Source organism: Streptomyces sp. AK08-02, assembly GCF_033795085.1.
GTDB classification, from domain to species: domain Bacteria; phylum Actinomycetota; class Actinomycetes; order Streptomycetales; family Streptomycetaceae; genus Streptomyces; species Streptomyces echiniscabiei.
Genome location: NZ_JARAZV010000010.1, coordinates 61,131 through 87,431, shown reverse-complemented (window position 1 = coordinate 87,431; position 26,301 = coordinate 61,131). Strand labels below are relative to the sequence as shown.

At 67.9% G+C, this 26,301-nt stretch carries 22 protein-coding genes; 8 read left to right on the top strand and 14 right to left on the bottom strand.

What is annotated here, in order from left to right; genetic code table 11:
• Positions 1–400 precede the first annotated feature (400 nt).
• The 5 genes from PV734_RS21535 to PV734_RS21515 all read left to right on the top strand — a co-directional run bounded on the left by PV734_RS21535 (position 401) and on the right by PV734_RS21515 (position 7,139).
• Positions 401–703, top strand: coding sequence for a helix-turn-helix transcriptional regulator (locus PV734_RS21535; RefSeq protein ID WP_319291009.1), 303 nt, complete (start codon positions 401–403; stop codon positions 701–703).
• A gap of 398 nt (positions 704–1,101) precedes the next feature.
• Complete coding sequence (locus PV734_RS21530; protein ID WP_319291006.1) at positions 1,102–2,988, top strand: ATP-dependent nuclease; 1,887 nt, start codon at positions 1,102–1,104, stop codon at positions 2,986–2,988.
• A gap of 3 nt (positions 2,989–2,991) precedes the next feature.
• Positions 2,992–4,917: a UvrD-helicase domain-containing protein gene (locus PV734_RS21525; protein WP_319291004.1), complete on the top strand. Its 1,926-nt coding sequence runs from the start codon at positions 2,992–2,994 to the stop codon at positions 4,915–4,917.
• A gap of 210 nt (positions 4,918–5,127) precedes the next feature.
• Positions 5,128–5,928, top strand: a complete 801-nt coding sequence (locus tag PV734_RS21520) for a hypothetical protein (protein ID WP_319291001.1) — start codon at positions 5,128–5,130, stop codon at positions 5,926–5,928.
• Positions 5,925–7,139 (top strand): XRE family transcriptional regulator, encoded by a 1,215-nt coding sequence (locus PV734_RS21515; RefSeq protein ID WP_319290999.1) that lies wholly within the window; start codon positions 5,925–5,927, stop codon positions 7,137–7,139. Before PV734_RS21520 ends, PV734_RS21515 begins: the two co-directional genes overlap by 4 nt.
• Positions 7,140–7,159: 20 nt before the next feature.
• On the opposite strand, the gene PV734_RS21510 is transcribed toward PV734_RS21515, so the two are convergent.
• The 11 genes from PV734_RS21510 to PV734_RS21460 all read right to left on the bottom strand — a co-directional run bounded on the left by PV734_RS21510 (position 7,160) and on the right by PV734_RS21460 (position 17,111).
• Positions 7,160–7,336 carry a hypothetical protein gene (locus PV734_RS21510; RefSeq protein WP_319290995.1) on the bottom strand — a complete coding sequence of 59 codons (177 nt, stop codon included), beginning with the start codon at positions 7,334–7,336 and terminating at the stop codon, positions 7,160–7,162.
• A complete protein-coding gene (locus PV734_RS21505; protein WP_319290992.1) occupies positions 7,333–8,070 on the bottom strand; it encodes a hypothetical protein in 738 nt (245 codons plus the stop codon). The genes PV734_RS21510 and PV734_RS21505 overlap by 4 nt, the downstream gene beginning before the upstream one ends.
• Positions 8,067–10,409, bottom strand: a complete 2,343-nt coding sequence (locus tag PV734_RS21500) for a hypothetical protein (protein ID WP_319290989.1) — start codon at positions 10,407–10,409, stop codon at positions 8,067–8,069. The genes PV734_RS21505 and PV734_RS21500 overlap by 4 nt, the downstream gene beginning before the upstream one ends.
• 48 nt (positions 10,410–10,457) lie before the next feature.
• Positions 10,458–11,003, bottom strand: a complete 546-nt coding sequence (locus tag PV734_RS21495; RefSeq protein WP_319290988.1) for a hypothetical protein — start codon at positions 11,001–11,003, stop codon at positions 10,458–10,460.
• Positions 11,004–11,343: 340 nt separating this feature from the next.
• Positions 11,344–11,646, bottom strand: a complete 303-nt coding sequence (locus PV734_RS21490) for a hypothetical protein (RefSeq protein WP_319290986.1) — start codon at positions 11,644–11,646, stop codon at positions 11,344–11,346.
• A 125-nt stretch (positions 11,647–11,771) separates the two neighbouring features.
• On the bottom strand, positions 11,772–12,533 hold the full coding sequence (locus PV734_RS21485) for a hypothetical protein (RefSeq protein ID WP_319290983.1): 762 nt from the start codon (positions 12,531–12,533) through the stop codon (positions 11,772–11,774).
• Entirely contained in the window at positions 12,530–13,246 is a 717-nt protein-coding gene (locus PV734_RS21480; RefSeq protein ID WP_319290980.1) for a ParA family protein, read from the bottom strand. The genes PV734_RS21485 and PV734_RS21480 overlap by 4 nt, the downstream gene beginning before the upstream one ends.
• Before the next feature lie 180 nt (positions 13,247–13,426).
• Positions 13,427–14,014: a helix-turn-helix domain-containing protein gene (locus tag PV734_RS21475; RefSeq protein WP_319290978.1), complete on the bottom strand. Its 588-nt coding sequence runs from the start codon at positions 14,012–14,014 to the stop codon at positions 13,427–13,429.
• On the bottom strand, positions 13,996–14,640 hold the full coding sequence (locus PV734_RS21470; RefSeq protein ID WP_319290976.1) for a MarR family transcriptional regulator: 645 nt from the start codon (positions 14,638–14,640) through the stop codon (positions 13,996–13,998). The genes PV734_RS21475 and PV734_RS21470 overlap by 19 nt, the downstream gene beginning before the upstream one ends.
• 64 nt (positions 14,641–14,704) lie before the next feature.
• Positions 14,705–15,331, bottom strand: a complete 627-nt coding sequence (locus tag PV734_RS21465; RefSeq protein WP_319290973.1) for a hypothetical protein — start codon at positions 15,329–15,331, stop codon at positions 14,705–14,707.
• Between the two features lie 784 nt (positions 15,332–16,115).
• Positions 16,116–17,111: an Lrp/AsnC family transcriptional regulator gene (locus PV734_RS21460; RefSeq protein ID WP_319290970.1), complete on the bottom strand. Its 996-nt coding sequence runs from the start codon at positions 17,109–17,111 to the stop codon at positions 16,116–16,118.
• Positions 17,112–17,588: 477 nt separating this feature from the next.
• Here PV734_RS21460 and PV734_RS21455 point away from each other — a divergent pair, with 477 nt between their 5' ends.
• On the top strand, positions 17,589–19,208 hold the full coding sequence (locus PV734_RS21455) for a DHA2 family efflux MFS transporter permease subunit (RefSeq protein ID WP_415924242.1): 1,620 nt from the start codon (positions 17,589–17,591) through the stop codon (positions 19,206–19,208).
• A gap of 249 nt (positions 19,209–19,457) precedes the next feature.
• Here the strand turns inward: PV734_RS21455 and PV734_RS21450 are convergent, their stop codons facing one another.
• The 3 genes from PV734_RS21450 to PV734_RS21440 all read right to left on the bottom strand — a co-directional run bounded on the left by PV734_RS21450 (position 19,458) and on the right by PV734_RS21440 (position 22,710).
• On the bottom strand, positions 19,458–20,918 hold the full coding sequence (locus PV734_RS21450) for a HupE/UreJ family protein (RefSeq protein WP_319290968.1): 1,461 nt from the start codon (positions 20,916–20,918) through the stop codon (positions 19,458–19,460).
• On the bottom strand, positions 20,915–22,204 hold the full coding sequence (locus PV734_RS21445) for a DUF3500 domain-containing protein (protein ID WP_319290966.1): 1,290 nt from the start codon (positions 22,202–22,204) through the stop codon (positions 20,915–20,917). Before PV734_RS21445 ends, PV734_RS21450 begins: the two co-directional genes overlap by 4 nt.
• A 302-nt stretch (positions 22,205–22,506) precedes the next feature.
• Positions 22,507–22,710, bottom strand: coding sequence for a hypothetical protein (locus PV734_RS21440; protein ID WP_319290963.1), 204 nt, complete (start codon positions 22,708–22,710; stop codon positions 22,507–22,509).
• 70 nt (positions 22,711–22,780) lie between these two features.
• Between PV734_RS21440 and PV734_RS21435 the strand changes: the two genes are divergently transcribed.
• Positions 22,781–23,242, top strand: a complete 462-nt coding sequence (locus tag PV734_RS21435; RefSeq protein WP_319096230.1) for an Lrp/AsnC family transcriptional regulator — start codon at positions 22,781–22,783, stop codon at positions 23,240–23,242.
• A gap of 171 nt (positions 23,243–23,413) precedes the next feature.
• Positions 23,414–26,293, top strand: coding sequence for a helix-turn-helix transcriptional regulator (locus PV734_RS21430; protein ID WP_319290961.1), 2,880 nt, complete (start codon positions 23,414–23,416; stop codon positions 26,291–26,293).
• Positions 26,294–26,301: the final 8 nt, after the last annotated feature.

The following is a 26,301-nucleotide window of genomic DNA, read 5'->3' as shown; positions in this document are numbered from 1 at the left end:
TCGGAGGTCAGCTCGCCGAGCCGGTCGAGGGCTTCCTGCCATGTATCGAACGACTCTCTGTGCTCTTTTCCGAGATGATCGACGTGGCGAGCCTGCCAACGGAGTCCCCGTCCGTGATCTGCTGATGGGTAAAGGGGACGGTTCCTGGTCCCGCACTTGCATGGTTTATCGCCCCGGTCGGGTTTCGGATATGACTTGTGCCATCGGTCGAATGGCACGATCGGCCTGGCCATATTTTCTCGTTCGTTGCTTGTGGGCTAGCGACCTCGCTGCCGCGCCGTGGTCTATCTGTTTGTGCCGAGCAGGTCGTACGAGTGATTGGGTTTCGTAGCCGCCGGGCTGCTCGTGTGTGCTCACGTGCAGGATTTCCAGCCCGGAACCCGATTATGCACAGCTGTTCATGGCCTGCGGGAAGTCGTACCGGTCGAGTCGCTGTGTGCCAGCACGCGAACCGTCACCAGACCCCCGCCTCCTGTCCCTCGGTATGCAGATCCGGCGGCTCCGGGAAGAGCGGGGCTACAGCTTGGAAGAACTCGCAGAGCGCAGTGGACTGAGCTTTCGCGGCCTCATCTGCATTGAGCACGGTCAGCGCAGCCCCAGTGTGCTCACGCTCTTGGACATTGCAGCTGGACTCGACGTGCAGCCAGGGGAACTCGTTAACCACATCACACGGGAAGAATCCGGAAAATCCGAGCCCCGGTAATGCGGGTCGGCGATCAAACGATCGTGTTTTTTCCAAGGCTGCGATGAGTCCGTAGGATCTGCTGATCGGGCCCCACACAGGAGGTGCGCACGAACCCGTAAAGGTGCTCACTCCGCGCGGTGTCGACGCGCCCTGCGCCTAGGAGGCGCCCTGCTGTGGCACCTACCAGTCGTGAGGGTCCTTCTCCCCCTTCCGGCTGTGCCGCAATGACGGTCGCGCACTGCTGTCTGGAGTTGGCGACCTGACGTGTCCATTTCCAGCCAAGGGGAGGGATTCTACTAACGAGGCACGAGTGCCGCGATGAATCGTATGATGCGTCAGAACCGCATGCGGGTGGGGCACTTGAGGCGGTTACAACCGCCTGTGTCGTCGAGGGCGCGGGCCTCATCGCTCGGGGGATGTCGGTGTACCTTGCCTGTCTGTATGCGGAAAACTTCCGGATCTTCGGCGCGGCGCCGCAGAAGGACGGCGACAAGGACGCCAGCCTGAGCCTGGACTTCGGTCCCGCCACGAACGTCCTCGTCGGCGAGAACGACAGCGGCAAGACGGCCGTCATCGACGCGATCCGCCTGTGCCTGCTGACGACCGCGGCTGACTTCTACCGCATCACACGCGACGACTTCCACGTCGGACCCGGCGGCCGCGCCGGCACTTTCAAGATCACATGCGGATTCAAGGACCTCACAACGGAAGAACAGGCCGTCTTCCTTGAGTTGCTCACTACGGACGATGAGGGCAACGTAGCCCTCTACGTCACCGTCAAAGCGGAGTTGATGGACCCGCTGCGTCCCCACCGCGTCGCGATGACCACCCGCACCGGCCGCGATGGGCAGGGGCCAGCCCTGGACGGTGCTGCACGTGAACTGCTGAAAGCCACCTACCTGCGGCCCCTGCGGGACGCCGAGGCGGAGTTGCGCTCCGGCCGCGGATCACGGCTGTCGCAAATCCTGGCCGGCTACCCCGCCATGCGCGCACAAGGTGAGGACGACTTCGACGAGGAAGACGACAGCGCCTCCACCCTGGTCGGCATCCTGCGCCGCGCGGAACGGCACATCAGTGACAACGAGGCCATCAAGACGGCCCGGGACGACATCAACACCGGTTACCTGCAGAAGTTCTCCATCGGCTCCGACGTCCTGCGCGGTGAGATCGGCGTCGCTGGTGATGCCACGCTCGCCCGCGCGCTGGAGCGGCTGGAGCTCACGCTGTTCGCTGGCACGGGGGAGTGGACCAGACACGGTCTGGGTTACAACAACGCCCTGTTCATGGCGGCCGAACTGCTCCTGCTCGGCAACAGCGTCATCGCGCCCCTGCTGCTGATCGAGGAACCCGAAGCCCACCTCCACCCGCAGCTCCAGACCCGCATCATGGACCTCCTGCGGGATCGCGCCGAGACCGCGAACACAGCGGAGACGCCGCCGGTCCAGGTCATCCTCACTACCCACAGCCCGAACCTGGCCTCGGCCATCCCGGTCGAACACCTCACCCTCGTCGCCCGCGGATCCACCTTTCGCCTGGCCCCGGGACTGACCAAGCTCGATGAGGGCGACTACGCCTTCCTCACCCGCTTCCTCGACGTGACCAAGGCCAACCTGTTCTTCGCCCGCAGCGTCGCCATCGTCGAAGGCGACGCCGAAGCCATCGTCCTGCCCGCCCTCGCCCAGGCGGTCGGCCGGTCCTTCAGCGAATGCGGCGTCAGCGTCGTCAATGTCGGCGGCGTCGGCCTCTTCCGCTACAGCCGGATCTTCCAGCGCGACGGCGAGCAGATACCGGTCGCCGTGGCCTGCATCCGGGACCGGGACTTGGTTCCCGCCGGCACCTCGGACGAGATGCGCAAGCAGCTCAAATGCTCGGCGGAGATGACCTCGCAGCAGATCAGCGAACATGTCGCCACGCTGCAAATAAAGGACAGCGGCCACGTGCGTACCTTCGTCTCCGACCATTGGACGTTGGAGTACGACCTGGCCGCCGCGTCCTGGACCATGGCGACCCTCATGCACCAGGCCGTCCGTGCCGCCGTCGCCTCCAAGACGACCTGGCCCACCGCGGACAGACTCGCCGACCTGGACCGACTGGCGCAGGAGGAGGTCAAGAAGTGGCGGGAGAGCAACGTTCCCCTGGAAAAGGCGGCCTTGGACATTTATGAGCCGCTGCGCTTGGGCAGGGGCAACAAGCCGATCGCCGCCCAACACGCGGCCCGCCTCCTGCAGATCACCTCCGTGACCGAGGACGATCTGCCGCCCTACCTCGTGGCTGCCTTTACCTACCTGTGCAGCGAGGTCTGAGCGATGACGAGCCTCTACGCGCCCGACGTCTTCATCAAGGACAAAGTCGAATCCCTCGCTCAGCAGCTTGGCCTCGAACTGCCGCACCAGGAACAGTGGGACTTCATCCAAAGCGCAGAGTCCCTGGACCTCCAGGCAGCTCCCGGCTCGGGCAAGACCAGCCTGATCGGGCTCAAGCTCGCCCTCCTGGGCCAGGGATGGACCTCGCCCACGCGTGGCATCTGCGTCCTGTCCCACACCAACACGGCCAAAGACGAGATCACCCACCGTCTCGCTGCCACACCGGCGGGACGCCGCCTGTTGCAGTACCCGCACTTCATCGGCACGATCCAGGCCTTCACCAACACCTTTCTCGCCCTGCCGGCCCTACGATCCCGGGGCATTGAAGTCCAGATTGTCGACGACGACACCTACGCGGACGCCGCCCTGCGCATGCTGGAGCGCCATCCCGCCTTCCGTACGCTGAACACCTCACTCGGCCACCGCCGCAACGGCCCCACACTCGTGGCCGAGGCCCGCTACGTGTGCGACGCCGGAGAACTCACCACGACGGCACCGGACGGCACCCAGCCGTTCACGTCGGACAGCCCCAGCGGCCGGCAATTCGCGGCTCTCAAGGAAAAGCTCACCGAGCAGGGCATATTCCGCTACCACGACATGTTCGCCCTCGCCGAGCACCACCTCTTCCACCACCCACAGCTGGCCCAAGCCACAGCCCACCGCTTCCCCTTCGTCCTCCTGGACGAAATGCAGGACACCAGTGACCTCCAGCAACGCCTGCTCGACAAGGTCTTCGGCTCCCCGAGCACGGTCGTGCAGCGCGTGGGTGACATCAACCAGCGCATCTTCACCGACGGACCGAACACCGCACAGCCCTCGTCGTTCCCGCTGCCGCGCGCCGCCCAACTCCCCGTCAGCCGCCGCTTCGGCAGCAAGGTCGCAGCACTCGCCAGCGACCTCACGATCCACCGCCGCCAGCGCATCGACGGAGCCGGCCACGAGGGGACCATCGCCCTCCTGCTCTTCGACGACGACTCCGTCGCGGACGTCGTGCCGGCCTTCGAACGGATGGCAGCGGCCACGGTCCCCCGCCAGCTGCTGCTGGACAGCCCGCCCCGGGTGCTGGGCGCCCGCCTCATCCGCGGAGGCGCCAGGGCCTTCCCTCAATCCGTTTCCTGCTACGTGCCCGGATTCACCACGGTGCCCAGCCAGGCAACTGGCAGCCTGATCATGACGGCACGAGCCGCCCAGGCCCAGCGGCAATCCGGCGACAACCATGCAGCCGTGACTCTCTTGTGGAAGGCAATCCGTGACCTGGCCCGACTGGCCAGCTCGGGCGGCCTGCCCCCGCTGAGGCGACTGGACCGAGACCCGGCCACCGCCGGAGGCCGGGCACGGCTGCTCCTGCACGACATGCTGACCAGACCACTCGACAGTCATGTCGAATGGGCCGTTTTCACCGCCCGGCTTGTGCGGTTGCTGCCCGACCTGACCCAGACTCCCCTGAAGGGGGTCGCACGCCTCGCGGATCCCCTTGCTCACATCCCGTACGTTGCTCAGCCAGCCGCCGCGCTGAAGGCGCCGACTGATACGGAGCAAGGGGTGGTGCTGTCGATCGCGGGATCGATCCAGAGCGCCAAGGGCGAAACCCACGCGGCCACGCTCATCCTCGAATGCCTGGAACGCAGCGGCAAGAAGTACGACGTACATGAGGTCCTCGGACTCCTGAGCCGACAGCAGGATGCCTCCAAGGCCCTGGTCACGATCCAGCGCGCGGCACAACTCGTCTTCGTGGGCGCCACCCGACCCACTCACCTGCTCGCCTTCGCCGCGCACCGCACACGAGCTGAACCGTACGTCGAGGCGATGACGGCTCGCGGCTGGTCGGTCCATGAGATCCACGCGCGCAAGGCGATCCCCGCCGTGTGATTCGGAGCTCAAGCACCTGCCCCGAAGCCCGCTGCCCTGGTTCCGGTTTTAGAAGTTGCATAGCCGACAGGCTCCGGCCTGCCTCGGCGCGTCCTAGGCACGGCCCGCCTGCTGCCGGGGGGAGGCTGAGTGGTGTGGTCAAAGTCAGCAATTGAGCTGGGTGGTTCATTTTGATGCGTGAACTGCTGGATGCGGTGTAGGTTGGCTGCTGTGACTGAACAGCAGGATGTTATCGCGGAGTTCGGCGGTGCTGGGGTTCTGGGTGGCGCGCGCTGGGCGTACGTGTCGGCTACCGCTCGCGCGTTGGAAACCTACTCCGAGGATGACGGCCACGACGCGGCCTGGCTCGGCAACACTAGGTTCACGCTGTTCCGCAACCGGCTTGACCGTGTCTTCGCCTGCGAGCGCTACGCGGTGAGCTCCGGCGACGCCGATGCTGATCTCGACCTGCTGTATGCCGAACTGTCGGATCAGGACATCGACAGCATGCCGCGCCTGGATCCTGGCCTCGTCCGCCGTTCCAACCTCAACGGCAGCCCCGGCTGGGCATACGGGCAGCGGCGGTTTCTACTTGCTTCGAGCGAGTTCGGCAAGCTCGACGAACTTCCATGGCCTCAGAAGAGCCCCACGAAGCAGCGTGTCGCGCGCCAGCACAACTCGTCCCCCTCCCAGCCCTCGTTGTTCGACGGTCTCGCGCTGGAGGAAATCGCCGGCCTGGAGGCGATCGAAGCCGAGGAGGACCTTGACCTCGCGACGTTCGTGATCGGCCACAGTCTTGACTCGCTCAGCGGACAGGTCGAGCTCGTTTTCGGCCGCCCCAGGCTGAATTCCGGCGGCGGACAGGCCTGGCACTGGCGCCAGGACCTCCTCGGCACCCCGCCGGCCGGAGGAACCCGCCGTACTGATGGCGCGCCACTGCCCACTGGCCCGAACTCTGTCCCGGACGCCCCCGTGCGTCTGCGTCGCCCCGCGAGCGAACAGCGTGATATCCGTGCTAGTGGTGAGTGGTGAACCCTCGCACGTCTACGAACAACCGAACGGCCGACGTTGCTGCCTTCTTCGACGGGGCCCGCCTCACGCTGGCCCGGCACTTGGCAGGGCTGCGCAAGAGCGACCTTGCGGCGTTGGTCGACAAGAGTCCCACCGCCGTGGCGGGCTGGGAGTCCGGCGCCAAACGACCCACCGCTGCCACTGTGGCGCAGCTGGCAGTCAGCTTGTCGGTAGACCCCGGGTTCTTCGCGGTCCGGCCGGATGATGTTGCTGCGCTCAGCACGACCCCGCACTTCCGGTCCCTGCGTTCCACGAGCCAGCTCGCCCGCGATCAGGCTTTCGCGTATGGCCAGTTGGCCGTGGATATCGCGAGCAGTTTGGAACGGCACGTTGAGTTTCCGGAGGCGGAGGTGCCGAGCTTCCCGGTCGCGGTCGATGATCGCGACGGGGACGGCCCGGAGCGAGCCGCGCAGCAGGTGCGCGGAGAGTGGGGGATTGCAGACGGACCAGCCGGTCATCTTGTGCGGCTGCTGGAGAACCACGGCGTGCTGGTGGTCTTCAGCCCGCCGCAGGCGTCCTCGGTGGACGCCTACTCCTTCGACAGCCGGTTGAGGCCTGTCGTCGTGCTTAACCCGATCAAGCGGGACTACTACCGGCAGCGTTTCGATGTGGCCCATGAGCTGGGCCACCTGGTCATGCACAGCGATGCCGAGCCGGGCGGCAGGACCGTGGAGGACCAGGCTCACCGCTTCGCCGCCGAGTTGCTGATGCCTGCTGAGCAGATCCGAGATCTGCTGCCCTCCAGCATGGGCGCCAACGCTTGGCGAACGCTTGCTCGTCTCAAGGAACAGTGGGGAGTGAGTATTCAGGCACTGCTGTATCGCGCTCGCTGGCTTGGACAACTCAGTGACGTCTCATATCGCAATGCCATGACGACCATCTCGACCCGTGGCTGGCGTCGCAACGAACCAGGTCTGGTCAGTGTCATCGAGCAACCGTCGCTCCTGTCGAGAGCAGTGGAGCTGCTGACTCAAGAGGGCATCGACGAGGCGCAGCTGATCGAGCAGTGCCGTGTGCCGCCAGACCTGTTCCGTACTGTCACTTCGCGTACGCCACACCACGACTCGGCTACGTCGGCTGCGGCACGAACCGACACGCAACCAACCGGCGGCCGGGTGGTGTCGCTGTTGGAACGGCGCCAGGCAGGGAGGGAACTGGCGCGAAGGAGCTGAGCTCGGTCAACCGGCGATGGTCAAGACGGCGGGCCGTGGCCATGGTTGCGGTAGGGCACCTCGTCGGGGTGCAGCTGTAACCGGGCCAGCCGCCAGGCTGTGTCCGGGGACATTTCGTGACCTCTGTTCTTGCGGATGCGGCGCGCGAGCAGGCTCGTGCGCGGGTCCAGTACCCAGCGCAGCAGGTTCAGGCTCACTCTGCTTCCTCGGCGGCGGATATCTCCTCGGCGAGACGTCGGTGGCCGAGAGTGGTCATTGCGCTGCCCAGGATTTTCAGGAAGTCACGTGCATTGTCTTCGGAGAGCTTGTTGACGAACGTGTGCAGTGTGCGGGCGACGAGAACCCAGCGGGAATCTGGGTGCCACTCATGGATCTGTCGTACGAGATCTTCGGGATCGCTTCCCTCAGGTGGGCCGCCCAGACGAGGGGAACTCTGGATGAGCGCGTACAGGCGTGCAGCGGACGGGTTCGCGAGGAGCTCGTTGCGGAGGAACTCCACGCGGGCGCGCGCTTGGCGGCGGTCCATTTCGTCGAGCTCGAACTCGTGACGGGCTCGTTCCATAAGACGGGCGCCCTCCGCTGCGTCGTCGTCGACGCGCAGGGTCGCGCTGATGTTGAGTAGTTCAACACCGTCGCGCGTGAAGGGCAGTTGGTCGCGTAGCGCCGCTGCGAGTTCCTGTTCCGCCGCAGCGACGCGGAGTACTGATTCGCTGCTCAGCTGCTTTTCCACCAGGTGGCGGGCAGCGCGGCTCGCTGCATGCCGGGCGTCCGGGTTGGTCGGACCCTGTGGAGAGTGATGCCATTCGACGCGGATGACCGCGTCGAATGACAGGCCCGCATCACGGCTTCCCGGCCGATCATGAAAGACGGATGTCCATGTCTGGCTGGTGGACTCGGAAGGGTGGTTGCGGCGCGTGCGGCGTCGCATCATGCGGATTCTTTTTCGCTGTCGGCTTGAGCCAGAGTCTGCTGGAAAGTCTCGATGATGCCGTCGTCGAGCAGCTGCGCGAGCTCGGTGTACACGGCGCGGTGGGCCTGCCCGGCGGATGGGAGCTCGATACGGCCTGCCGATTGTTCGAGCGCGGCGGCCTTGGCCCATTCCCGTGCGGTCGCCCGCAGCCGGTCGCGGGCGTTCTCGCCCGATGTTCCCGTCGGGTCAGAGAGCTTCACCGCTGTGCTGAAGATCTTCAGTACGTCAGCGTGGACGTGTGGGTGGCTGAGCGCCGCGTCCAGCCATAGTCGCACGACCGCTGATGCCTGGCCATCCCTTTCGAATCCTCGCGTGCCCTGAAAGAGGGCTCGCCAGCCGACGATGAGATCGGTAACGGGAGCAGTGAATTCCGCTTCGTCGCTGTGGGGGAGGAGGGCAGGGAGCGTAGGAGCATCGGGGTGTGTTGACTCGGCCAGAGCCCTGAAGGCTGCCTGCCCAGCTTCCAGTTTGGTCCCGCCGTCTCTGCACCAGTCGATGACGTAGCCGAAGAGGGTCCGGCGGGCGCTTGGATCACTCCACAGGCCGTGCACGGCTTTTTGGAGCGCTTGACGCACTTCCTCATCTCCCGAGCCGGCCGCATGGCGCAACCGCCGCAGCGCTTTGCCGGTGTAGAGGACGCCGAACTCGCCGGCACACACCTCCACTGTGGCCAACTGCTGCGCGGCGTTGTCGGTCCTGGCCCACTGCAGCAGCATTTCGTGGATGTAGGAGCCGCTGGCGGTCTGCAAGCAGGCTGATGTGAGGAGTTCAACCGCCGTTGTCCAGAGCGGTGTGTTGTGCCAGCGCCAGACCAACTGGCGCAGGGGTTCTTGTCGGCGATGACGTACAGCCCACCGTAAGGCGAATCTCCCGATGCGCTCGGCCATCGCCTGCCGTTCTGCGTCGGTGAGTGTTTCGAGCGCTGCTTTGGGCTTCTTCAAGGGGGCGTCGGCCAGCCACTCCAGGAATTTCACCCGTGACAGGGGCCGGTCCACCCAGAAGTACTCCAGTGCCGCGTCGTCCCATTCGGGGCGGTTGAAGGTGATGGTGTCGTCGGCCTGCAGTTCGGCCCCGATCGAGTCGACCATTTCAATGACGCCGGGATCCTGCTGTCCCTCCAGGGAGGGGTCACTGTCCCCGAAGACGGATGCCAAGGTGGCAGTGCTGGCGTAGACGTGTGCCACGGACGCTCCACGCAGAGTGGCGCAGGCCAGTAGGAAGTTGCGCTGGAAGCTCGTACGGCCGGACTCCTTGTGCCAAGAAAGGAGTTGGGGACGCCAGTTGTTACGGGCCGCGATGACGCTGAGGACCTGTCGGTCGAAAGGCGTGTTGGCGCCGTTCTTCCGTTTACGTGCCAGGGTCTCCAGGTTGGGCAGGCTGCTGTCGCGGGCATGGTGCGCGTCCAGAATGAGGCTGACGATCTCTAGGGCCTCCACCGGAGGCTGCCCGTTCAGCAAGGCGACGATGTCGTCATCGGTCAACCATTGTTCGACCGGAAGGTCAGGGGGCCCCTCCGCGCTCAGCCACTTGCGGGCGATCTCCAACGGCGATGGCGCCCCAAAAGAGGGCTTGATCCCGTCAGGTGCACTGCTGCCTACCCGGCGCCACTGCTCGGGTGTGGTCAGCACCACGAGCCGGGCACTGCGACGTTTCAGCGTGTACTGCAAACGCTCGATCGTTGCACCGAACGTGCTGGCCACCTTGAAACCGTCCTCATCGGGCGGGAGTTCGAGCAGGTAGCCGCGGTTCTCCACCTGAGGCAGGCGACGCACGGGGAACTCCAGACCACCGCCGAAGCCGAGCGGACCTACACGCACGGCCGGGAACTCATGACGCAACTCCGCGAGGAGCGCGCACGCGGTGGCCGTGCGACCTGTGCCCGGCTTCTGAGCCAGCACCACAACAGAGCCGGGGTTCCGCCACCACTGATAGATATCGTCGAAAGAGTCGCCTCCCTCCGGGCGCACATAAACGGTGCGGAGCGCATCAAGGTAGGTGTCTGAAAACTCGTTATGGTCAAGCGGGTTCTCGAAACTCGCGTTGACTTTGAGAGCATTCATTTCACCCAGGTTGAGCAGAGCCATCTGTCGAAGACGCTTAACCGCCTCCGTGTCCAACAGGAACTTGAGGCGCTCCTGCAGTTCGTCATCCAGGTGCACGCTCGCGTCCGGAGATTCCGTGTCCGGTGTATGCGGCGCGTCCGTGGATGTTAGTGCACCGGAATCTCCCCAGAATGGGCCTTCAGACTGCTGGCCGTTCTCGTGAGGGAGCCCCAGTCCGTAGTCCTGCTGATCACTCACCCGTACCCCCGTGGTGTGCCGCCCGGAATCCCACTCGGACTGCGAGAGCTATCCGAGCGTGCCGTCGATTTCGAGTGCAGTGACCTCGCCGCCCTGGCGCACAACTCTGGTCCGCTGTTCGATGTCGGCTGACGCTTCGGCGGTCACCCGTCCAACCCTGACTGCCCGGGCCACCCCGTCTGCCTCGACTTCGTCAAGGAACTGCCTGACCCTCACGCCCGGTGCAGAACGCCGTTCGCCCGTGAAGGACAGAGGCTGCCCGTAAATCGCCTCCAGGTCGTCGCGCAGTTCACTCATCGCTTGCAGCAGGTGCTCGTCATCGTGTCGAATCAGAGCGGGGTTGCGGTGGTAGACGGCCAATTCCCGGGCCACAGCTTCCAGTCGGCGAATCCGCTGCTCGGTCAGCTCCTCGTCGTGGATGAGCAGGGGAGCTTCCGGTTCAACCAGGACTGGGCAGGTCGCCGGCTCGGTCGAGGCCACGGTGTCATTTCCGCTACGGCGGTCGAGTACAGCACCGAGGCGGCCAAAGAGAAACGCGAATACCTGAGGCATGGCTGACGTGGTCACTGTCGCGAGCGACAGCTGATCTCCCATTGAATCCCCCGAACGGTGAACTTAGGTCACGGCAAGGCCGCAAGATCCCCCAAGGCTACGAGCGTCCAGGAGGCGGAGACAAAGGCGTATTCCCGCCAAACATGCAGCTGCCATATTCGGTCAGGCGAATTCGTGCCCTCGGAGGCGGCATTAAATTCGCACGGGTGTTCCCGATTTGTGGCGGGAGTCAAGTACTGAGTCACCTGAGGTTGAAACTCCCCGACGACGGCACGCCCGGTGGGTGCACTTCGAGAATGGGAACAGGGGCAACATGGGTGCATGCGGTCCTGAATGAATGGCGCAAAGGGCGCATGGTAGGCGCCGACTTGCAGGACGCCCGTCATGGGCAAGAGAGATCGGGATCGGGTGGGTAGCCTTTTGCCCGGAGCCAGGTGTCGAGGGCCAGGGCGACGATGTCTCCGTGGGCGATGTCGGTCTCGGCGTTGTAGAGGCGTATGCGTCGCTGGAGCTGGAGGACATCGGGGACGGCGTAGTTGAGTTGTCCGCGTTTGGTGTGCCGGTTGCTGATGATGTCGAGCGTGTCCGGGTGGGGTGTGAGAGCGTCGTCGGCTGGCTGGAACTCGGTGTCGAGAGCGTCGGCGATTTCACGTAGTAGGCGTGCGTGACGGGAGTGATTGGGCACGAGAGCTGCTCCGGTTGATCTTCCTAGGCGGATAGCTATCCGCCTATTGGGCTATTGGAATAGTCGGCAGGGAAGGTGGCCGCGCCCTGGCGTGGATGCGGCCACCTTGCGCGCTGCGGTCGTGTTCAGAAGCCGCGGGCGGTGAGCCACTCATCCAGCGCGACCGAGACGATGTCGCCGATGGGCAGGTGGTCGAGTTCGTTGTCCAGCGCGAAGCGCTTGATCCGCTTCTTCAGCTTCAGTGCAGCGGGGACCGACGAGTCGAGGCTCTCGCGCGCGATGATGCGCTGGTTGAGAACGACGGCGGCGTCGGGAACGTCCGAGGGGCGACCGGGCCCGTGCGCATACGGCGTACCCTCGCTGGGCGCCTCCTGCGGTCGAGCGTTCTGTTCCTGGTATCCCGGGCCCTCGGTCCTCACAGGGAACGTCGTGCCGCCTGCTGTTGGAGGAGCTGCCGGGCGAATGGCCACCTCGGCAGCCGGGACCACAGGCGGGGCCTGCTGCTCCACCGGCTCGCCAGCGGCCCCGGCCCCCGCTTCTGGGGCGACGACGGCCGGGCGAACCGGCTGACTCGCGGCCGGCTCCGGCACGGGGCCGCTCCGCGTGACCTCAACCGTCGGCTGGGCAGAGGGCTCCGCCACTTCCGGGGCCGTCTCGGTCCGGCCCCGTGCCGACTGCCCGATGGGAACCGTCGAAGGAGCGGGCTGAACCTGCGGCTCGCCGGCAGGGAGAAGGCTGTCGCCCAGGGCGGCGGCCTCTTCAGCAGCGAACTGCTCGGGGGTGAGCTCAGCGGCCGGGGGAGGAGGCGGGGCCGCCTTCCTGGCCCCGCCCAGCGTGCGACCGGCGCGGCGGGCTGGAGGCTTCGGCCTCTCGTTCTTGTCGCTCATGCCTCGGTCAGCTCCTTCATCAGGTTGGCGTACTCGCTCAGCTCGGTGGGGATCTCGCCGAAGGCCTCCATGTAGTGCACCCAGGAATGGATGACGGTCTCGGCGAGCGGGAACGGCTCGTCGCGGTCCGGGCCGATGCCCTCACCCTCGGCAGGCTCCAGGAGCCTGTTCTTCGCGTTGCGGGGCAGGCTGGTGCGGTCGTCGGCCTTGACCAGCACGACGTGGGCGGTGACGCCGCGGTCGTTGCGGGCCGCGGCGCGCTCGGCCTCGTCGAAGGTGGCCACGAGCTTGCGGCGCTCGATCTTGGTGGGGGCGACCGGCACGAGCAGCAGGTTCGCCTCGGTAACAGCCTCGTGGAACAGCTTCGCGCTCCCGCCGCCGGCGTCGACCACGATCGCGCCGAACTCGGCACGCTTCTCACGGATGTACTCGGCGATGTCATCGAACGGGTACCGCTCGACCACCAGGTGCTCTGGGATCTCGAAGCCCTCGGCCTGGGCGACCTTGAACCAGTCATAGGCGGACTGGCTGGTTGCATCCGCGTCCAGGAGCAGCGTCGGCAGGCCCAGAACGACGGCGTAGTAGAGGGCGATGAACCAGGCGGAGGTCGTCTTGCCGGTGCCGCCCTTGAGCATGCCGACGACGATGACAAAAGCGTCCCAGGCGCTGGCCGTGGCCGCGGCCAGGGTCTTGTGACGGGTGTTCTCACTCACGAGTGCTTGATCTCCTGAATCTAAAGAGGTGTGTTGACTTGGGTGCGTCGGCGAACGCCGACGTTCGGTTGCGGCTGATTGCCGACGGAGGAGGGGCCCGTGCTGCAGTGCTGGATCCGGGGCGGCGCACCGTCGGTCTCGGGATGTGCCAGGCCCCGCCGGTGACACCTGCGAGGGCGCTCATGACCGCTTCCTCGGGGTGCGGGCCGGGCCGTGGTTGTGCTGGGGACGCATGCGCGTGCCTGCCTGGTGCAGGAGCCGGTAGACAGTGGCGACTGAGTAACTGCACTCTTTGGCGAGTTCCGGCACCGTGGCTCCGGCTTCGTAGCGCGTCCGCAGGGACATCGCGAGCTTCTGCCGCTCGGCGGCCCGCGCTGCGGAACGCATCCGCAGCGTCTGCTGCGTGGTGCGAACGCTGCCGCCGGACTCGATCAACAGTCGTCGGGCAGCACGCCTCGTCTCTCCCGCAACCGCGGAGAGCTCGTTGAGGGTCGCGCCGTGCTGCTCATACAACGTGCGCAGATGGGCCGCGAGGCGTTTGCGTGCCTGCGGGTCCTGACGCATCCGACGGGTCTGCCACGACGTACGCATCGCGGTCCCGGCGTCGTGGAGCCGGTTGAGGACCGTGCCGTACGACAGACCACTGCTCGCAACGAGTTCGTCGACCGTGGCACCGGACTCGTACTGCTCGCGAAACGCTTGGGCGGTGACCTCATCGCTGTGACTGGGCGGGGTTGGAGGGGGTGGGTTCACGCTGCGGACTCCCATTCGCTGAGGGCTTCGGCATGGGCGGCGGCCAGCTCGTCGTAACTGCGCTGGTCGGCAGGGGTGATGAGGATCAGCCGTCCGTCGGTGGCGATCCGCCAGTCGGGAGCGGCACGGCCGGTGACCGGATCGAGGACGCATCCGTTCGAGGCCTGCCACGCGGAGGGAATCTCGTCGGGCCGGGGTGCGGGGACCAGGACCCGGCGCCCATCGCGGACGATCACCACGGCCCTGCTGCGGTGCTCCGACAGCCGCTCCAGCACATCCCGGTACGCCGCGCGCTCGGCAGCGTGCAGCGCCTTGCGCTGGGCCGCGACGCCCGTGGTTCCATGCCGCTTCGCGACGGAGTCCCAGCCCTGCGCCGGCTTTGTGATCTCTTCAGGCACAGCCTCCGGAGAGGTGCTGCCGAAGCCCTCCAGGGCGCGAGGTGCGAGGGTCCAGGTCTCACCGCTGTGGTACACGAGGCCGTGGTCGGCCAGGCGTCGCAGGGTGCGGTAGACGGTGGCGCGGGACACCGATGACGAGCCGACAAGTTCGCCGACCGTCTGCGCCGGGCGGGCGTGCAGTGCACCGATGATCACGAGCGCGGCGCTGCCCAGACCGTGGTGGGCGAAGGCGTCGTGGCCCATCAGCCGACCGATGACGGTCGAGTCGACGTCGGCCGCCGCACCCGTCTCAGGCGTGGGCCACTCCTCAAGTACCGGGTCGGGGGGGGTACTGAGTGGTCCGGAAACGAGACCGTAGAGCGGGGGCGGTGCGATCGCCGGCGCTGCCGTCGGCGAGGTACCAGGTCGAGCCCTCCCGGCCATGGCCGACCCGCAGCCGGCGCAGCCAGCCACGCGGCTTGAGGACGGTCTCGTAGACGACCCGGAGCGTCGTGCGGGAGATGCCCGCTTCCTCCGCCGTTTGCCGCTCGCTGGCGTGATGCAGTAGGCCGCCCGCGATCTCCGCGAAGTTTAGATGCGCCCGCAGTACCCGCAAGGCGGTCCGGCCACGCTCCCCGCGCCAGGGAGTGGTCTCGATCTGGTCCCGCAGTGCGGCGAGAACCTCGTACGCGTGCTGGCGCGACTCCAGGACCCTCGTGCTGCTGACCGCGGCCGAGGCGCTGGACCATACCCGTCGGATGTAGTCCAGGGCGCGCGCCTGCCCGGAGCGCAGCGCGATGTTCCGGGCGTGCCGACCGCCCTCGTGATCGGGGTGAAGCAGTAGTCGGGCCAGCTCGTCAACGGTGCCGCCGGCGCGGGCAACGTGGCAGGCGATGGCCGCCGTGATCCGGTGCCCGTGCTCGGCCGCGCCCGTACGATCCGCGCGCAGGACCACGGTCCGGCCGTCGGTGGTGAGCTTGCTGTAACTGCCCGCCGCGTAGCGGCCGGTGAGGTCTCCGAGAAGAATGAGATCGGCTGCAGCCGTTGGCAGCTGGTGAAGGCCCAGTCGCTCGCCTGGGTGAAATGGCCGTCGGAGAGAACTTGTCTGGTGGGTGCTGTGTGGCACTGTGGAGCCGTCCCGCAAGGACAGAGACGCCACCCAGGCCCGCTAAAACCACGGGTGGTGTCCGGTACCGACCTCCAATCGGTGCCAGCGAAGCCTCCAGGATGGCCATCCTGGAGGCATTCGTATGCCTGGCTCCGATGCTGGAGGCAGGCGTCCCCATCGCGGCTCGACCGAGGTCGACTCCGAGTGCTGTCAGCGGGTTCACAGCCTGATCAACGCCGTCTGACCTGGGCCGACTCGGACCCAAACAGAGGGCGATTGCCTCTGGTTGGCTCCGAGCAGCTCGGTTCGAATCGGGGTCGAATCAGAGCGGTTTCCTCTGACTGCCTCCGGTCGCCTCTGCAACCCGACCTAGCAGGTCACAGCCGATCCGGCTCGCAAAGGTGCAGGTCAGAAAGGTGCTCCAGGAATACCCGGCGTACAGCCCGACTCGTCTGCCGCTAGAGCCTCGGACCTGCGAAAGCAATGGTCAGAGGCCCTTTCTCGTAGATCCGGGGGCTTGGGGCAGATGCGCCCCATTCTGAGGATCCTTGCCAGCCGGAGTGGCGGGCGTCAGGCCTTGAGGTCGTTCCAGAACGCCCGCCCGGATCGGTCGCGGTAGCGGGCTCGACCGTCACGCGGGTGTCGTATGAACCAGGCGGCCGCGGAAGATGAGCGAGGCGGCCTGTTTGAGACGGCGGACGCGGATGCTGACCTCGTAGGCGTCGATGCCTTCGACGGCGGCGACGCTGGTGGTGAGGTAGCGGTAGAAGTCCTCGGCGTCACGGCAGATGACACTGACCATCAGATTGTGATGGCCGCTGATGGCGCCGGCGAAGGCGACTTCGGCGTGCTGGGCGAGTTGTTCCCCGGCCTGTTGCAGCCGGGCGGGGGTGACGCGGAGCCAGAGGGTGGCGTTGAGGGTGTGGCCGAGACGCTCGGGCAGGAGTTCCACGTCGTAGAAGAGCGTGCCGGACGTTTCCAGGGCTTCCATGCGGCGGGCGACGCGGGTGTTGGACCAGCCGGTGAGCTCGGCGAGGCGGGTGTGGGTGGTGCGGCCGTCCTCGGCGAGGGCATCCAGCAGGGGGGCGTCCTCCTCCGCCGGGGGCCGCAGGGGGCCGGTGGGGGTGGGCGGCCGGTCGGCGGTGAGCTGCCGCACCTGGTCGGGTGTGAGGCCGTCGCCGTAGCCGGTCCATTCACTGGTGCCCGTCTCGCCGAAGGGGTGCAGCAGGAGGTCGATGCTGACGTCCAGGACGGAGGCGGAACGGGGCAGCTGGCGCAGGATGATGTCGTCGCGTTCGGCCTCTACGGGGGAGTGGATCATGCAGATGATCTCCGAGCCGCCCGAGGCGAGGTTGGCGTAGGCGACGTCCGGCCGCTTGGCCAGGGAGTCCGCCAGGGGCCCGACCCGGTCGGGGCGGGAGCGGATGCGGGTCACCCACTGGGCCTTGCCGTGGACGGCCGGGTTGACCAGGCCGACCACGCGCATCACCCCGCTGCGGCGCAGGGCGTGGTAGCGGCGGGCGGCCGTCTGCTCCGAGACGCCGGTCACCTCCGCGATGTGCCGGAACGGTAGGCGGGGTGCGCACTGGAGTGCGTGGAGGATTTTCCTGTCCGTTTCATCGATCACTGGAGGAGTTTGGCATATACCTGTGATCGCTTGGGATTTTCTATTGGTTTCAGGCGATGGAGTTCATGGTTTTGGGATGCGAGATGGATGCTGGTCGTGTTCTCAAGAAAGGGCGTGGCTCTCATGAACACGCGGCTGGGAGCCCACGGGCCAAGTGCCGACCCGGGTGTTGTCGTCACCACCTGACCGGCCCGGAGCGCCGTCCTCGCATCCCCCGCGGGCGCTCCGGGCCTCCGGGACCCCCGGGGGAGAGGTATCCGTCCCCATGGACCTCGCCGCCGACAGCTTCCGCTCGGCATCCCCCCGGCCAGGCGGATGGGTGCCGCTGTCGCCCAGCGACGTCCGGGGGCGCCGTCGGCCGCGTCCGCCAGGCAGGGGCTGCCCGCTTCCGTATGGCGGCCTCTGAGTACCACCCACCCCTCCCCATCCAACCGATTGCGGCTCACCATGCCGTACGGGAGAAAACGGAGAATTTCCGTGAACGTCACCACACCGCCGAGCGGGTCGACGGACCGGCGGGCGGCCACCATCGTCATGGCCTGCCTCGGCGTGTTCGTCGCCTATCTGCCGATCACCACGGTCGCCGTGAGCCTGCCCGCCATCCAGCGGGCGCTGAACACCTCGACCGCGCAACTGTCCTGGGTCCAGGACGCGTTCGTCCTTCCCATGGCCGCCTTCATCCTGACCGCAGGCGTCTTCGGCGACGTCCACGGCCGTAAGAAGGTCTTCCAGGCCGGCCTGTTCTTCAGCGCGGCCGGCGCGGCCCTCGCCCTTTGCGCGCACAACATCGAGACCCTGTGGGCGGGCCAGGCACTGGCGGGTCTCGGCTCGGCGGCGCTGCTGCCCACCACGCTGGCTCTGATCAGCCACGCGGTGCCCGACTTCCGCGAGCGCGGCAAGTTCATCGGCATGTGGGCCATGGCCCTGCTCGCGGCCCTGGCAGTCGGCCCGGTCATCGCCGGTGTGATCCTCGACCACTACTCGTGGCGTTGGATCTACCTGCTGTCCATCCCCCTCTCGCTGGTCGTGATGGCCGTCGCCGCCCCGCTGCTGACCGACTCGCGCGCCCCGCACGGACGCAAGCTCGACTGGCCCGGCCAGATCACCGCGGCCATCGGTGTCACAGCCCTGGTCTACGGCGTGATCGAGGGCGGCGCCGACTCCTTCGCCACGCCGAAGGTGGTTGCCGCCCTCGCCCTGGGCGTCGTCGCGCTGATCGCGTTCGTCGTCGCGGAGAAGCGCAGTGCCGGCCCCATGCTGGACCTCGCCGTCTTCCGCAGCGCGGCGTTCACCGCCACCGCCCTCATCGCCCTGATCACCTTCCTGGGGCTGATCGGCTTCTTCTTCGTCCTCAGCCTGTACTTCGGCATGGTCCAGCAGCTCGGCACCCTGGAGGCAGGCGCCCGCCTGCTGTTGGTCCCGGTCGCCGCGATCGTGGCCGGCGCCCCGGCCGGCCGCCTCATGCACCGGGTCCAGGCCCGCTGGATGATCACCGGCGGGCTGGTGCTGATCGCCGGGTCCCTGTTGGCCATGACCAACCTCGATGCCGACACCTCCTACGGCTCCATCGCCTGGCGCCTGATCGTGCTGGGTGTCGGTCTCGGCCTGGTCACCACCCCGATGACGGCCACCGCCGTCGCCGCCGTGCCGCACCACCTGGCGGGCATGGCCTCGGCCGCCAACAACGCCTTCCGCCAGGTCGGCGGCGCACTCGGCCCGGCCGTCCTGGGCGCCCTGCTGTCCACCCGCGCCGTGCACACCCTGCCCGGTCACCTCGCCGACGCCGGTGTGAGCGGCAGTCAGGCCCACACCATCGTCGCCACCGCCAAGGACGGTGGCCTGGGCGCGGTCGCCGGGATGGACCTCGGCTCCACCGCCGGTCAGGTCTACGGCGCCCTGGGTGACTCCCTCGTCGACGGCATGCGGCTGTGCCTTGTCCTGGCGGCGGTGCTGGTGCTGATCGCGGCCGTGTGCGCGGTCACCCTCCTGCGCCGTCCACAGCAGACGGCGGTGGGTGCGGCGAAGGCCGCGGGCGCGGCACAGCACGGCGGCCCGGAGGCTTCAGCCGAGACGGCCCGGGTGGGGGGCTCCGCTTAGCCCGTAGGTCGACGGCACCGCTGACCTGCGGATGCGGGAGCGGGGCATCGCCCCGGACCGGTTACATCGGTCCGGGGCGATGCCCCGCTCCCGTGCCGTGCCCGGGCTGTCGCCGTGTCCGGGGGTGCCGCACTCGGTGACTCAGCGGCGGGCGCCGAGCAGGGTGATGACCCGGCACGTCGCCCACGCGGACGTAGTCGGCGACACCCTCGTTCTGCGGCGCCGCCTCGTGATCACTGGCCGGGGTCCTCACCCCCTCAGCGTCGTCGCCGAGTCGGCGGTGTCCACCGACTGGTCCCGATCGTGCGGGTCGCGTGTCGGCGCCGTGTGTCGTCCTTCGCGCTCGGGGGAGGTCACGGCCGGTCGCTCGGCCGGTCCGGGCCGTGCGCGCCGGCGAGTGGCCAGGGTCCAGGCGGTGGTGGCGAGTGCGGTCACCGTGAGGGCGGCCAGCATCGGAGTGGTGTGGGATCCGGCGCTGTCGGCGGCCCGGGCGACGGGGTTGGGCAGACCGAGGCGGTCGGCCAGCCAGCCCAGCGCCGCCGTGCCGGTGAGCAGAGCGCCGGCGAGCCGCAGCACGGGCTGGACGCGCAGGCGGGCGAGGAGCAGCAACGAGGGCAGTGCCAGGCAGACCAGGAGGAGCTGGACCAGTTCGATGCCGAGGTTGAAGCCGAGGAGGCTGGTCACGAGCTGGCCGGTGGACAGGTGCATCTCGGCCAGGACGAAGGAGAACGCCATGCCGTGACCGAGCCCGAAGACCCCGGCCACGACTGCTTCCCGGCCCGGGAACAGCGGGCGGATCGCGTGGACGGCACCGATGAGGATGCTCAGCGCGATGAACGACTCGACCGGCCGGTCCGGGATGTCCAGGCGGCCGAGCGCGGTGGCGGCCAGCGCGATGGAGTGCCCGACGGTGAAGGCGAGCGTGATGCGGCCTGTCCGCCCGAGCGCGGACCGCGCGCCGACCAGCCCGCTCCACCGTCCCGCGGTGGCCGCGAGCGGCGCGGGCAGGAGCAGGATCAGCAGGAAGAGCAGGTGGTCGGTACCGGTGAGGATGTGGTCGCCGCCCAGCTTCACCATGGCGAGGAAGCCGCGCCAGGCGCTGCCTTCGCCGAGGTCGACGGTCAGGGCGGGGACCTTCATGGTCCGGGTGTCGACCCTGATGGTGCCGACCTGGGTGGCGCCCGTGTCGCCGACCTGCCCGGTGGCCCAGTCCTGACGTACCGTCACCAGAGCTGTGTGCGTGATGACTTGATGGACGATGACGTCGTAGTCGAAGGTGAAGTGCCGTACGTCGGCGCCGGCCGGCGGGGTGAGCACGGCCTCGGCGATCAGCTCGCGGTAGGGGCCGGTGGACGTCTGCTGGGTGCGGCCGAGATCCAGTGCGCCGATGTCGACCTGCCAGGCCTCACCCCCCAGTGTGGTCGGGCGGATGTGCTGGGCGAGGTAGGTACGGAGGGTCATTGCCTTGGTAGGCAGGGCGGACGATTCGATGGTGGTCAGGTCGATGCCGCTGGCCGTGGCGAGGTCGCCGGCCGGCAGTTCGAGGCGTGCGGTGACCGAGTCCTCGTACACGTCGAGCTGGACCACGGAGTGGGGCATCGGATGTGCGGCGGCCGGCGACGCCCCGAGGAGGAGCGCCGCCGGTACCGCGATCGCGATCCCGGCCACCAGGCGGAGCGCTGTGGTCAGCCAGTTTCGCGGCCGGGTCATGAGAAGGAGAACTCGCTGCCGTAGTCGCGGGTGTGGTCGCGGTACACGGTGTGGTAGTGGACCTTGCCCTGGATGACGAGGCCGTTCTGGCAGACGAACTCGACCCATACGCCGGGGCCGTCGATGCGCACGTAGTCGCCCTGGGTGTCGAGGGCGGTGCCGCCGGAGTAGGCCACGTAGGTCTCGTTCAGCTCACGCTCGTACGTCTTCATGAGCTGCTTCGCGGTGGCGTCGTCCACGTTGGCGACCCAGGGGTGGATGGCCTTCAGGACCAGCTTCTGCTGCTTGGGCGACAGCTCGCTGACCTTGATGCCTTCCTTGGTCTCCGGGAACTGGCCGTCCTCGCCCGGGCCGAGGAGCACGTCGTTGTACGTCGCGGACAGCTTGGCGGCGGCCAGCTGCTCCGTGGTCAGGCTGCCGGTCAGCGCGAGCATGCCGTTGCGCTGTTCCTCCAACGGCGAGTACGTGGTGCCGTCGTCGGCGGTCCAGCTGGTGGGCTCGACTCCGACGAAGAAGGGGCTGGCACCCGCCACCTTGCCCTTCTTGTAGGTGAGGTCCACGGCGAGGTGGTGACCGCCGAAGTGCAGCTGCCACGTGCCGTCCGCGGAGGGGGTGCCGAGGAACGCCATGTAGTAGAGGCCGCTGCCGTAGCCGAAGGAGCCGCCCCCGCCGGTGCCGCCGGAGGGCGGGGCGCCTGTCGGAGCGCCGCTTGTCGACGAACTCGGGTCGGCCGAGGCCGAGTCGGAGGCGGACGGATCCGCGGAGGCCGTGCTCGACGCGGTGTCCGAGGGCGCCGGGCCCGTCCCCGCCGAGCTGGTGGCCTGCACCGAGGCGAGCACGTCATCGGCCTTGATGATCTGGGTGATCTGGTCGTACCCGGAGCCCTTGCCGGTTCCCGTGGCCAGCTTCAACAACTGCTGCGCGGCGGCCAGTTGGGTGTCGGTCAGGGAGCCGAGCTCGATGCCGGGACGGCAGGACGAGCCGCACGGCAGGTTCGACCAGGCCGTCGCGTTCGCCTCGGTGAGGTCCAGGAGGACCTCCGCCTGCTGGTCGGCGTCCAGCGTGTTCAGGAACGCGTTGGCCGCGCTGACCACGGCCTTGGTGCCCGCGGCCTTCCTGTCGACCGGGTAGTGCACACCCGCGGCCGACTTCTGCGCGCCACCCGTGGTCGTCGCGGCGTTGGCCGCCACGAATCCGCCTCCGACGAGAACCGCACCGGCGGCCACGCCGGCTATGCCTCGCCAGGTCCGTCGGTTACGAGCCCGACTTGTTCTCTGCTTACTCACGAACACTCCCTGCAAACAAGGGTGGAGGACGGTGCCCCACCTCTGAGTGCGGGGGCGTCCGGAACAGCGCGCGCTGGACGAGAGAACTATCAGCAAAATTGTTGACACCTCAATGCCCGAGCCTGCGCGCCTGCCCCAAATGGGCGACTGGCACCCTATATGCGAGAAATAAGCTGAGCTCATTGACAGGTTACGCTCATCGAAACTCCAGCCGCCGAAACGGCCTCGCGGCAAGCGAAGGCCACCGTTCCAGCCTCGACGGTTTCTGTCGGATCCTGAGCCGGCGCCTCGAAGGCGGCGGCTCAGGAGCGTGCTGAACCCGCGGTGTTGGTGCTCGACGGCGACGACAGGGACCCGAGACCGAACCCGATCCGCTGGTACGAGGGAACCTGATCCGGCTGCGGGACCGGCAGGCCGTGGTGGCCCACCCCGCGCTGCTGCTGAGCAGGATCCTCCAGGCCGTACCCGCACAGTTTCCGCAGGGCGTTCCGGTCGCGGACGGCCATGCCATGCCCGGGGGTTCCTTCCGCCAGTTGATACGGTCGCCCTTCTCGGCACGGCAGGAAAGGCGATCACATGGCGGCCCGCATCGAGTTGGACGCGGTGGACAGGGCTTTGATCCGCCATCTGCAGCAGGACGGTCGGGCGTCGTACACCGACCTCGGCAAGGAGGTGGGGTTGTCCGGTCCCGCGGTGCGGGCCCGGGTTCAGCGGCTGACCGAGAGCGGGCTCCTGCAGTTCGCGGCGGTCACGGATCCGATGAGACTGGGGTTGCCCGTCATGGCGCTTCTGGGCGTCAAGGTGGACGGCGAACTCCAGGGGATCATCGACAGGCTGGAGACCATCGACAGCGTGATCTACCTGGTGACCACCGCGGGCGCGTTCGATCTCTTCGTGGAAGTCGTGTGCCGGACGATGCCCGATCTGTCCGCGCTGATCAACGAGGACATCCGGGTCGTTCCCGGGGTGCGCGAAGTGCAGTCGTTCCCGTATTTCGGGATTCATGTGCACCGGTTCACCTGGGACATTCCCGACTGAACGGCGGTTGGCTTGACTAAAGCGAAACCTTGGATTCTGCACTCCATAGGGTGCTTTGGTTAGGAAACTGAAGTATGATCGACTTCGCACTTTCCCCGGAGGGCTCGGGGGAGTCACGAGTGCGCGCCGGGAAGGCGTGCGCCGGGCTTGAGCCCCGCCACGGAGGTTCGGATGGTCGCCGTAACCGTGCCTTCCTCCCGGGGTCCTGTGATCGGACGGGAGTCCGAGAGTGCGTTGCTGGCCGATCTGGTTCAGGAGCTGGCCGGCGGCCGGGGCTCTGTCGTGGAGATCGCGGGCGATCCCGGCAGTGGGAAGACCCGCCTGGCGACCGGCCTTGTCGAACTGGCCGCACAGCAGGGACTGCTGACGGTCCGAGCCCGGGCCTCGCGTGGGAACGCACGGCCCTGTCAGGTGTTCCGTGATGCCTGGAGTGTGCGGCCCGGTGTCGGCAGCTTCACGAACCGCGCCGCGGAAGCCCTCCCCGAAGCGCTTGAGGGGTTCGGGGAGTGGGCCCGCGGCAGTGTGGTCGTACTGGACGACGTGCACTGGTGTGACCCGGCCTCGGTGGAACTGCTCGTAGGGCTGATCCGGTCGACCGCCCCCAGGGCCTTTCTTCTCGTTCTGGTGCACCGCTCACGTCAGACGCCCCCGGCGTTGCTGGCGGCACTCCAGGACGGTGTGCACACGGGCGGTGTGACCCGCCTCGAACTCGGTCCTCTGGACAACGACGCCACCGCCGCGTTACTTGCCGGACCATGGGCCGATGACATCTCCGGGGTGGAACGGGGAGCCCCGTCCGCCGAGTTCGTCGACAGGCTGTGTACGGCGGCCCAGGGCAATCCGCGCTATCTGCGGCTGCTCGTCGCCGCGGGCTGGCATCCGGACGACTGGCCCCATCGCCCGGGAAACGATGTCGACGGACTCCTGCGGGAGGCTGCCCCTCTTGTGGCGGAACTCGGATCACTGTCGTCGGACGCCGCTGACACGGCCGTAGCGGCGGCGGTGCTCGGCTCGCCCATCCGGCTGCGGGATGTCGCCCAGGTCTCCGGGCTCGGCCTCGAACGAACCCTGGACGCGCTCGGCGACCTGGTCCGGGCCGACCTGGTGAGGTCGGCGGGCTGGGGCGGCCGGCTGGACTTCCGCCATCCCCTGGTCGGCCATGTCGCTCACGAGACCGCCGAGTTGTCCCTCCGTATACGGGCCCACCGGCGGGCGCTGCACCTGGTCACCGCGCGCGGCGACCGGGCCTGCGAACGGGCGAGACACGCGGAGCACCTGCTGGGCACCGACGCGGCGGCCTCCGGCATCCTGCTGGCGGGCGCCGCCGAAATCGTCGTACGGGCACCGCGTACCGCGGCGCGGTGGCTGCGTCTGGCGATCGAGGCGTACCCGGACGGAGCCGAGGCGTCCGGCCCGCGTGGCGCGGTGCGACTCGCCCTCTGCCGTGCGCTGATCGCCGCCGGACTGTCCGAGGAGGCCCGGGCTCTCGCTCACGAACTGCTCGGGAACGGTCTCGACTCCCTCACCGACGAGCAGCGCTGGCAGGCTCACGCCATCTGCGCCGGTGCCGAGCGGCTCCTCGGCCGGTACGAGGAGGCGGAGGCCCTCGCCTCGGCAGGGCTGGGTCTGCTGCCCCGGCCGCTGGCCGATCCCCTGCCCGCCGCGGCGCTCGAGCTGATCACCGAGTACGGCCTGGTGCACGCGTTACGCGGGACACATGACCGGGCGAGCCCACTGCTCCACGAGGCCTCGGGCGTGCGGAGCGCGGCGGACGCGGGTGCCCGTATCGAACTCCGGGTCCTCACGGCGCTGTCGGACACCTGCAGGGGCCTGGTGAAGGAAACCGGCCCCGAGGTCTCCCGATGCGCGCGGCTCGTGGACGCGCTGCCCGACGAGGCCGCCCACACATCGGAGACCTTCGCGCTCCTCGGTACCGCCGAGCTGTATCTGGAGCGGTACGCGGACGCGTACCGCCATCTCGGTCGCGGACTGGGACCTGCCCGTGTCGCGCCCCAGCGGCACGTCTTCATGCGTCAGCTCCTCGGTCTGTCAATGGTCGACCAGTGGACCGGCCGTCTAGACGCCTCGCGCAACCGGGCCCTGGAGGCAGAACATCTTGCCCGGTCCGTCGGCGCCCCGGACGCGGTCGGGCTGGCTACGGCGATACGGGTGCTCAGCGGCATATGGCACCGTGGCAGCCGCTACGCCGCCGAGACCGTCGTGCGGGCCGAGGAGGTGCTGAGCAACTCCTCTCTGAACCGCAGTTGGTGGACGAGTTCGGCGACCGGCCTGTTGGCCCAGGCGCGACTCCTCGCGGGGGACGCCGCCGGATGCGTACGGACCCTGATGGACGGACAGGGCGGACAGGGCGGAGAGGGCGGACATGGCGGACATGGCGGGTGGGGCGGCGAGATGCTGTCGCTGAGTCTGCCGACGTGCCGGCCCTCGCTGCTCTCCCTGTTGAGCATGGCCGCACTGCGCTGCGGGGACCGGGACCTCGCCCACCGGACCATCCGGATCGCGGATCGGGAGGCCGACCGGCTGGGGCTTCGCGGACAGGAGGCGTGGGTGTTTCGGGCCCGTGCCGAGCTTCACCGGGCCGACGGTGAACAGGACGCGGCGGCAAAGCTGTTCGCGCTGTCCGCCGACGGGTTCCGCACCGCCGGAATGCCGGTCCATCACGCCTGGACCCTGGCGATCGGAGCCCGCTCGACGCACGCCGTGCGTGGGCCGGAGGCCGCCGCCGGCCAACTGGAGACCGCCGAGGCGATTGCCCGGACCTTCGGTGCGCGACTGGTGCACGAACAAGTGGCGCAAGTGCGGGCGGAGTTGGTGCAGCCGACCGGACAGTACGCATTCCTCGGACATCTCACCGACCGGGAACGCGAGATCGCCGGACTCGCCGCGACAGGTCTGCGCAACCGGCAGATCGCCGAACGGCTCTTCCTCAGCCCTCGTACCGTGGACGCCCATCTGGCCAGCGTCTACCGCAAGTTGGGCGTCACCTCCCGTCTGGCACTCACGCACCTCCTCCTGCGCCGCGGCGCGTGAACAGTCGG

Coding starts and splice junctions, on each gene's coding strand:
- PV734_RS21535 (WP_319291009.1), top strand. CDS start 401: ATGGCCTGCGGGAAGTCGTACCGGTCGAGTCGCTGTGTGCCAGCACGC.
- PV734_RS21530 (WP_319291006.1), top strand. CDS start 1,102: ATGTCGGTGTACCTTGCCTGTCTGTATGCGGAAAACTTCCGGATCTTC.
- PV734_RS21525 (WP_319291004.1), top strand. CDS start 2,992: ATGACGAGCCTCTACGCGCCCGACGTCTTCATCAAGGACAAAGTCGAA.
- PV734_RS21505 (WP_319290992.1), bottom strand. CDS start 8,070: ATGATGCGACGCCGCACGCGCCGCAACCACCCTTCCGAGTCCACCAGC.
- PV734_RS21495 (WP_319290988.1), bottom strand. CDS start 11,003: ATGGGAGATCAGCTGTCGCTCGCGACAGTGACCACGTCAGCCATGCCT.
- PV734_RS21485 (WP_319290983.1), bottom strand. CDS start 12,533: ATGAGCGACAAGAACGAGAGGCCGAAGCCTCCAGCCCGCCGCGCCGGT.
- PV734_RS21475 (WP_319290978.1), bottom strand. CDS start 14,014: ATGGGAGTCCGCAGCGTGAACCCACCCCCTCCAACCCCGCCCAGTCAC.
- PV734_RS21470 (WP_319290976.1), bottom strand. CDS start 14,640: ATGGGCCACGACGCCTTCGCCCACCACGGTCTGGGCAGCGCCGCGCTC.
- PV734_RS21450 (WP_319290968.1), bottom strand. CDS start 20,918: ATGACCCGGCCGCGAAACTGGCTGACCACAGCGCTCCGCCTGGTGGCC.
- PV734_RS21440 (WP_319290963.1), bottom strand. CDS start 22,710: ATGGCCGTCCGCGACCGGAACGCCCTGCGGAAACTGTGCGGGTACGGC.
- PV734_RS21435 (WP_319096230.1), top strand. CDS start 22,781: ATGGCGGCCCGCATCGAGTTGGACGCGGTGGACAGGGCTTTGATCCGC.
- PV734_RS21430 (WP_319290961.1), top strand. CDS start 23,414: ATGGTCGCCGTAACCGTGCCTTCCTCCCGGGGTCCTGTGATCGGACGG.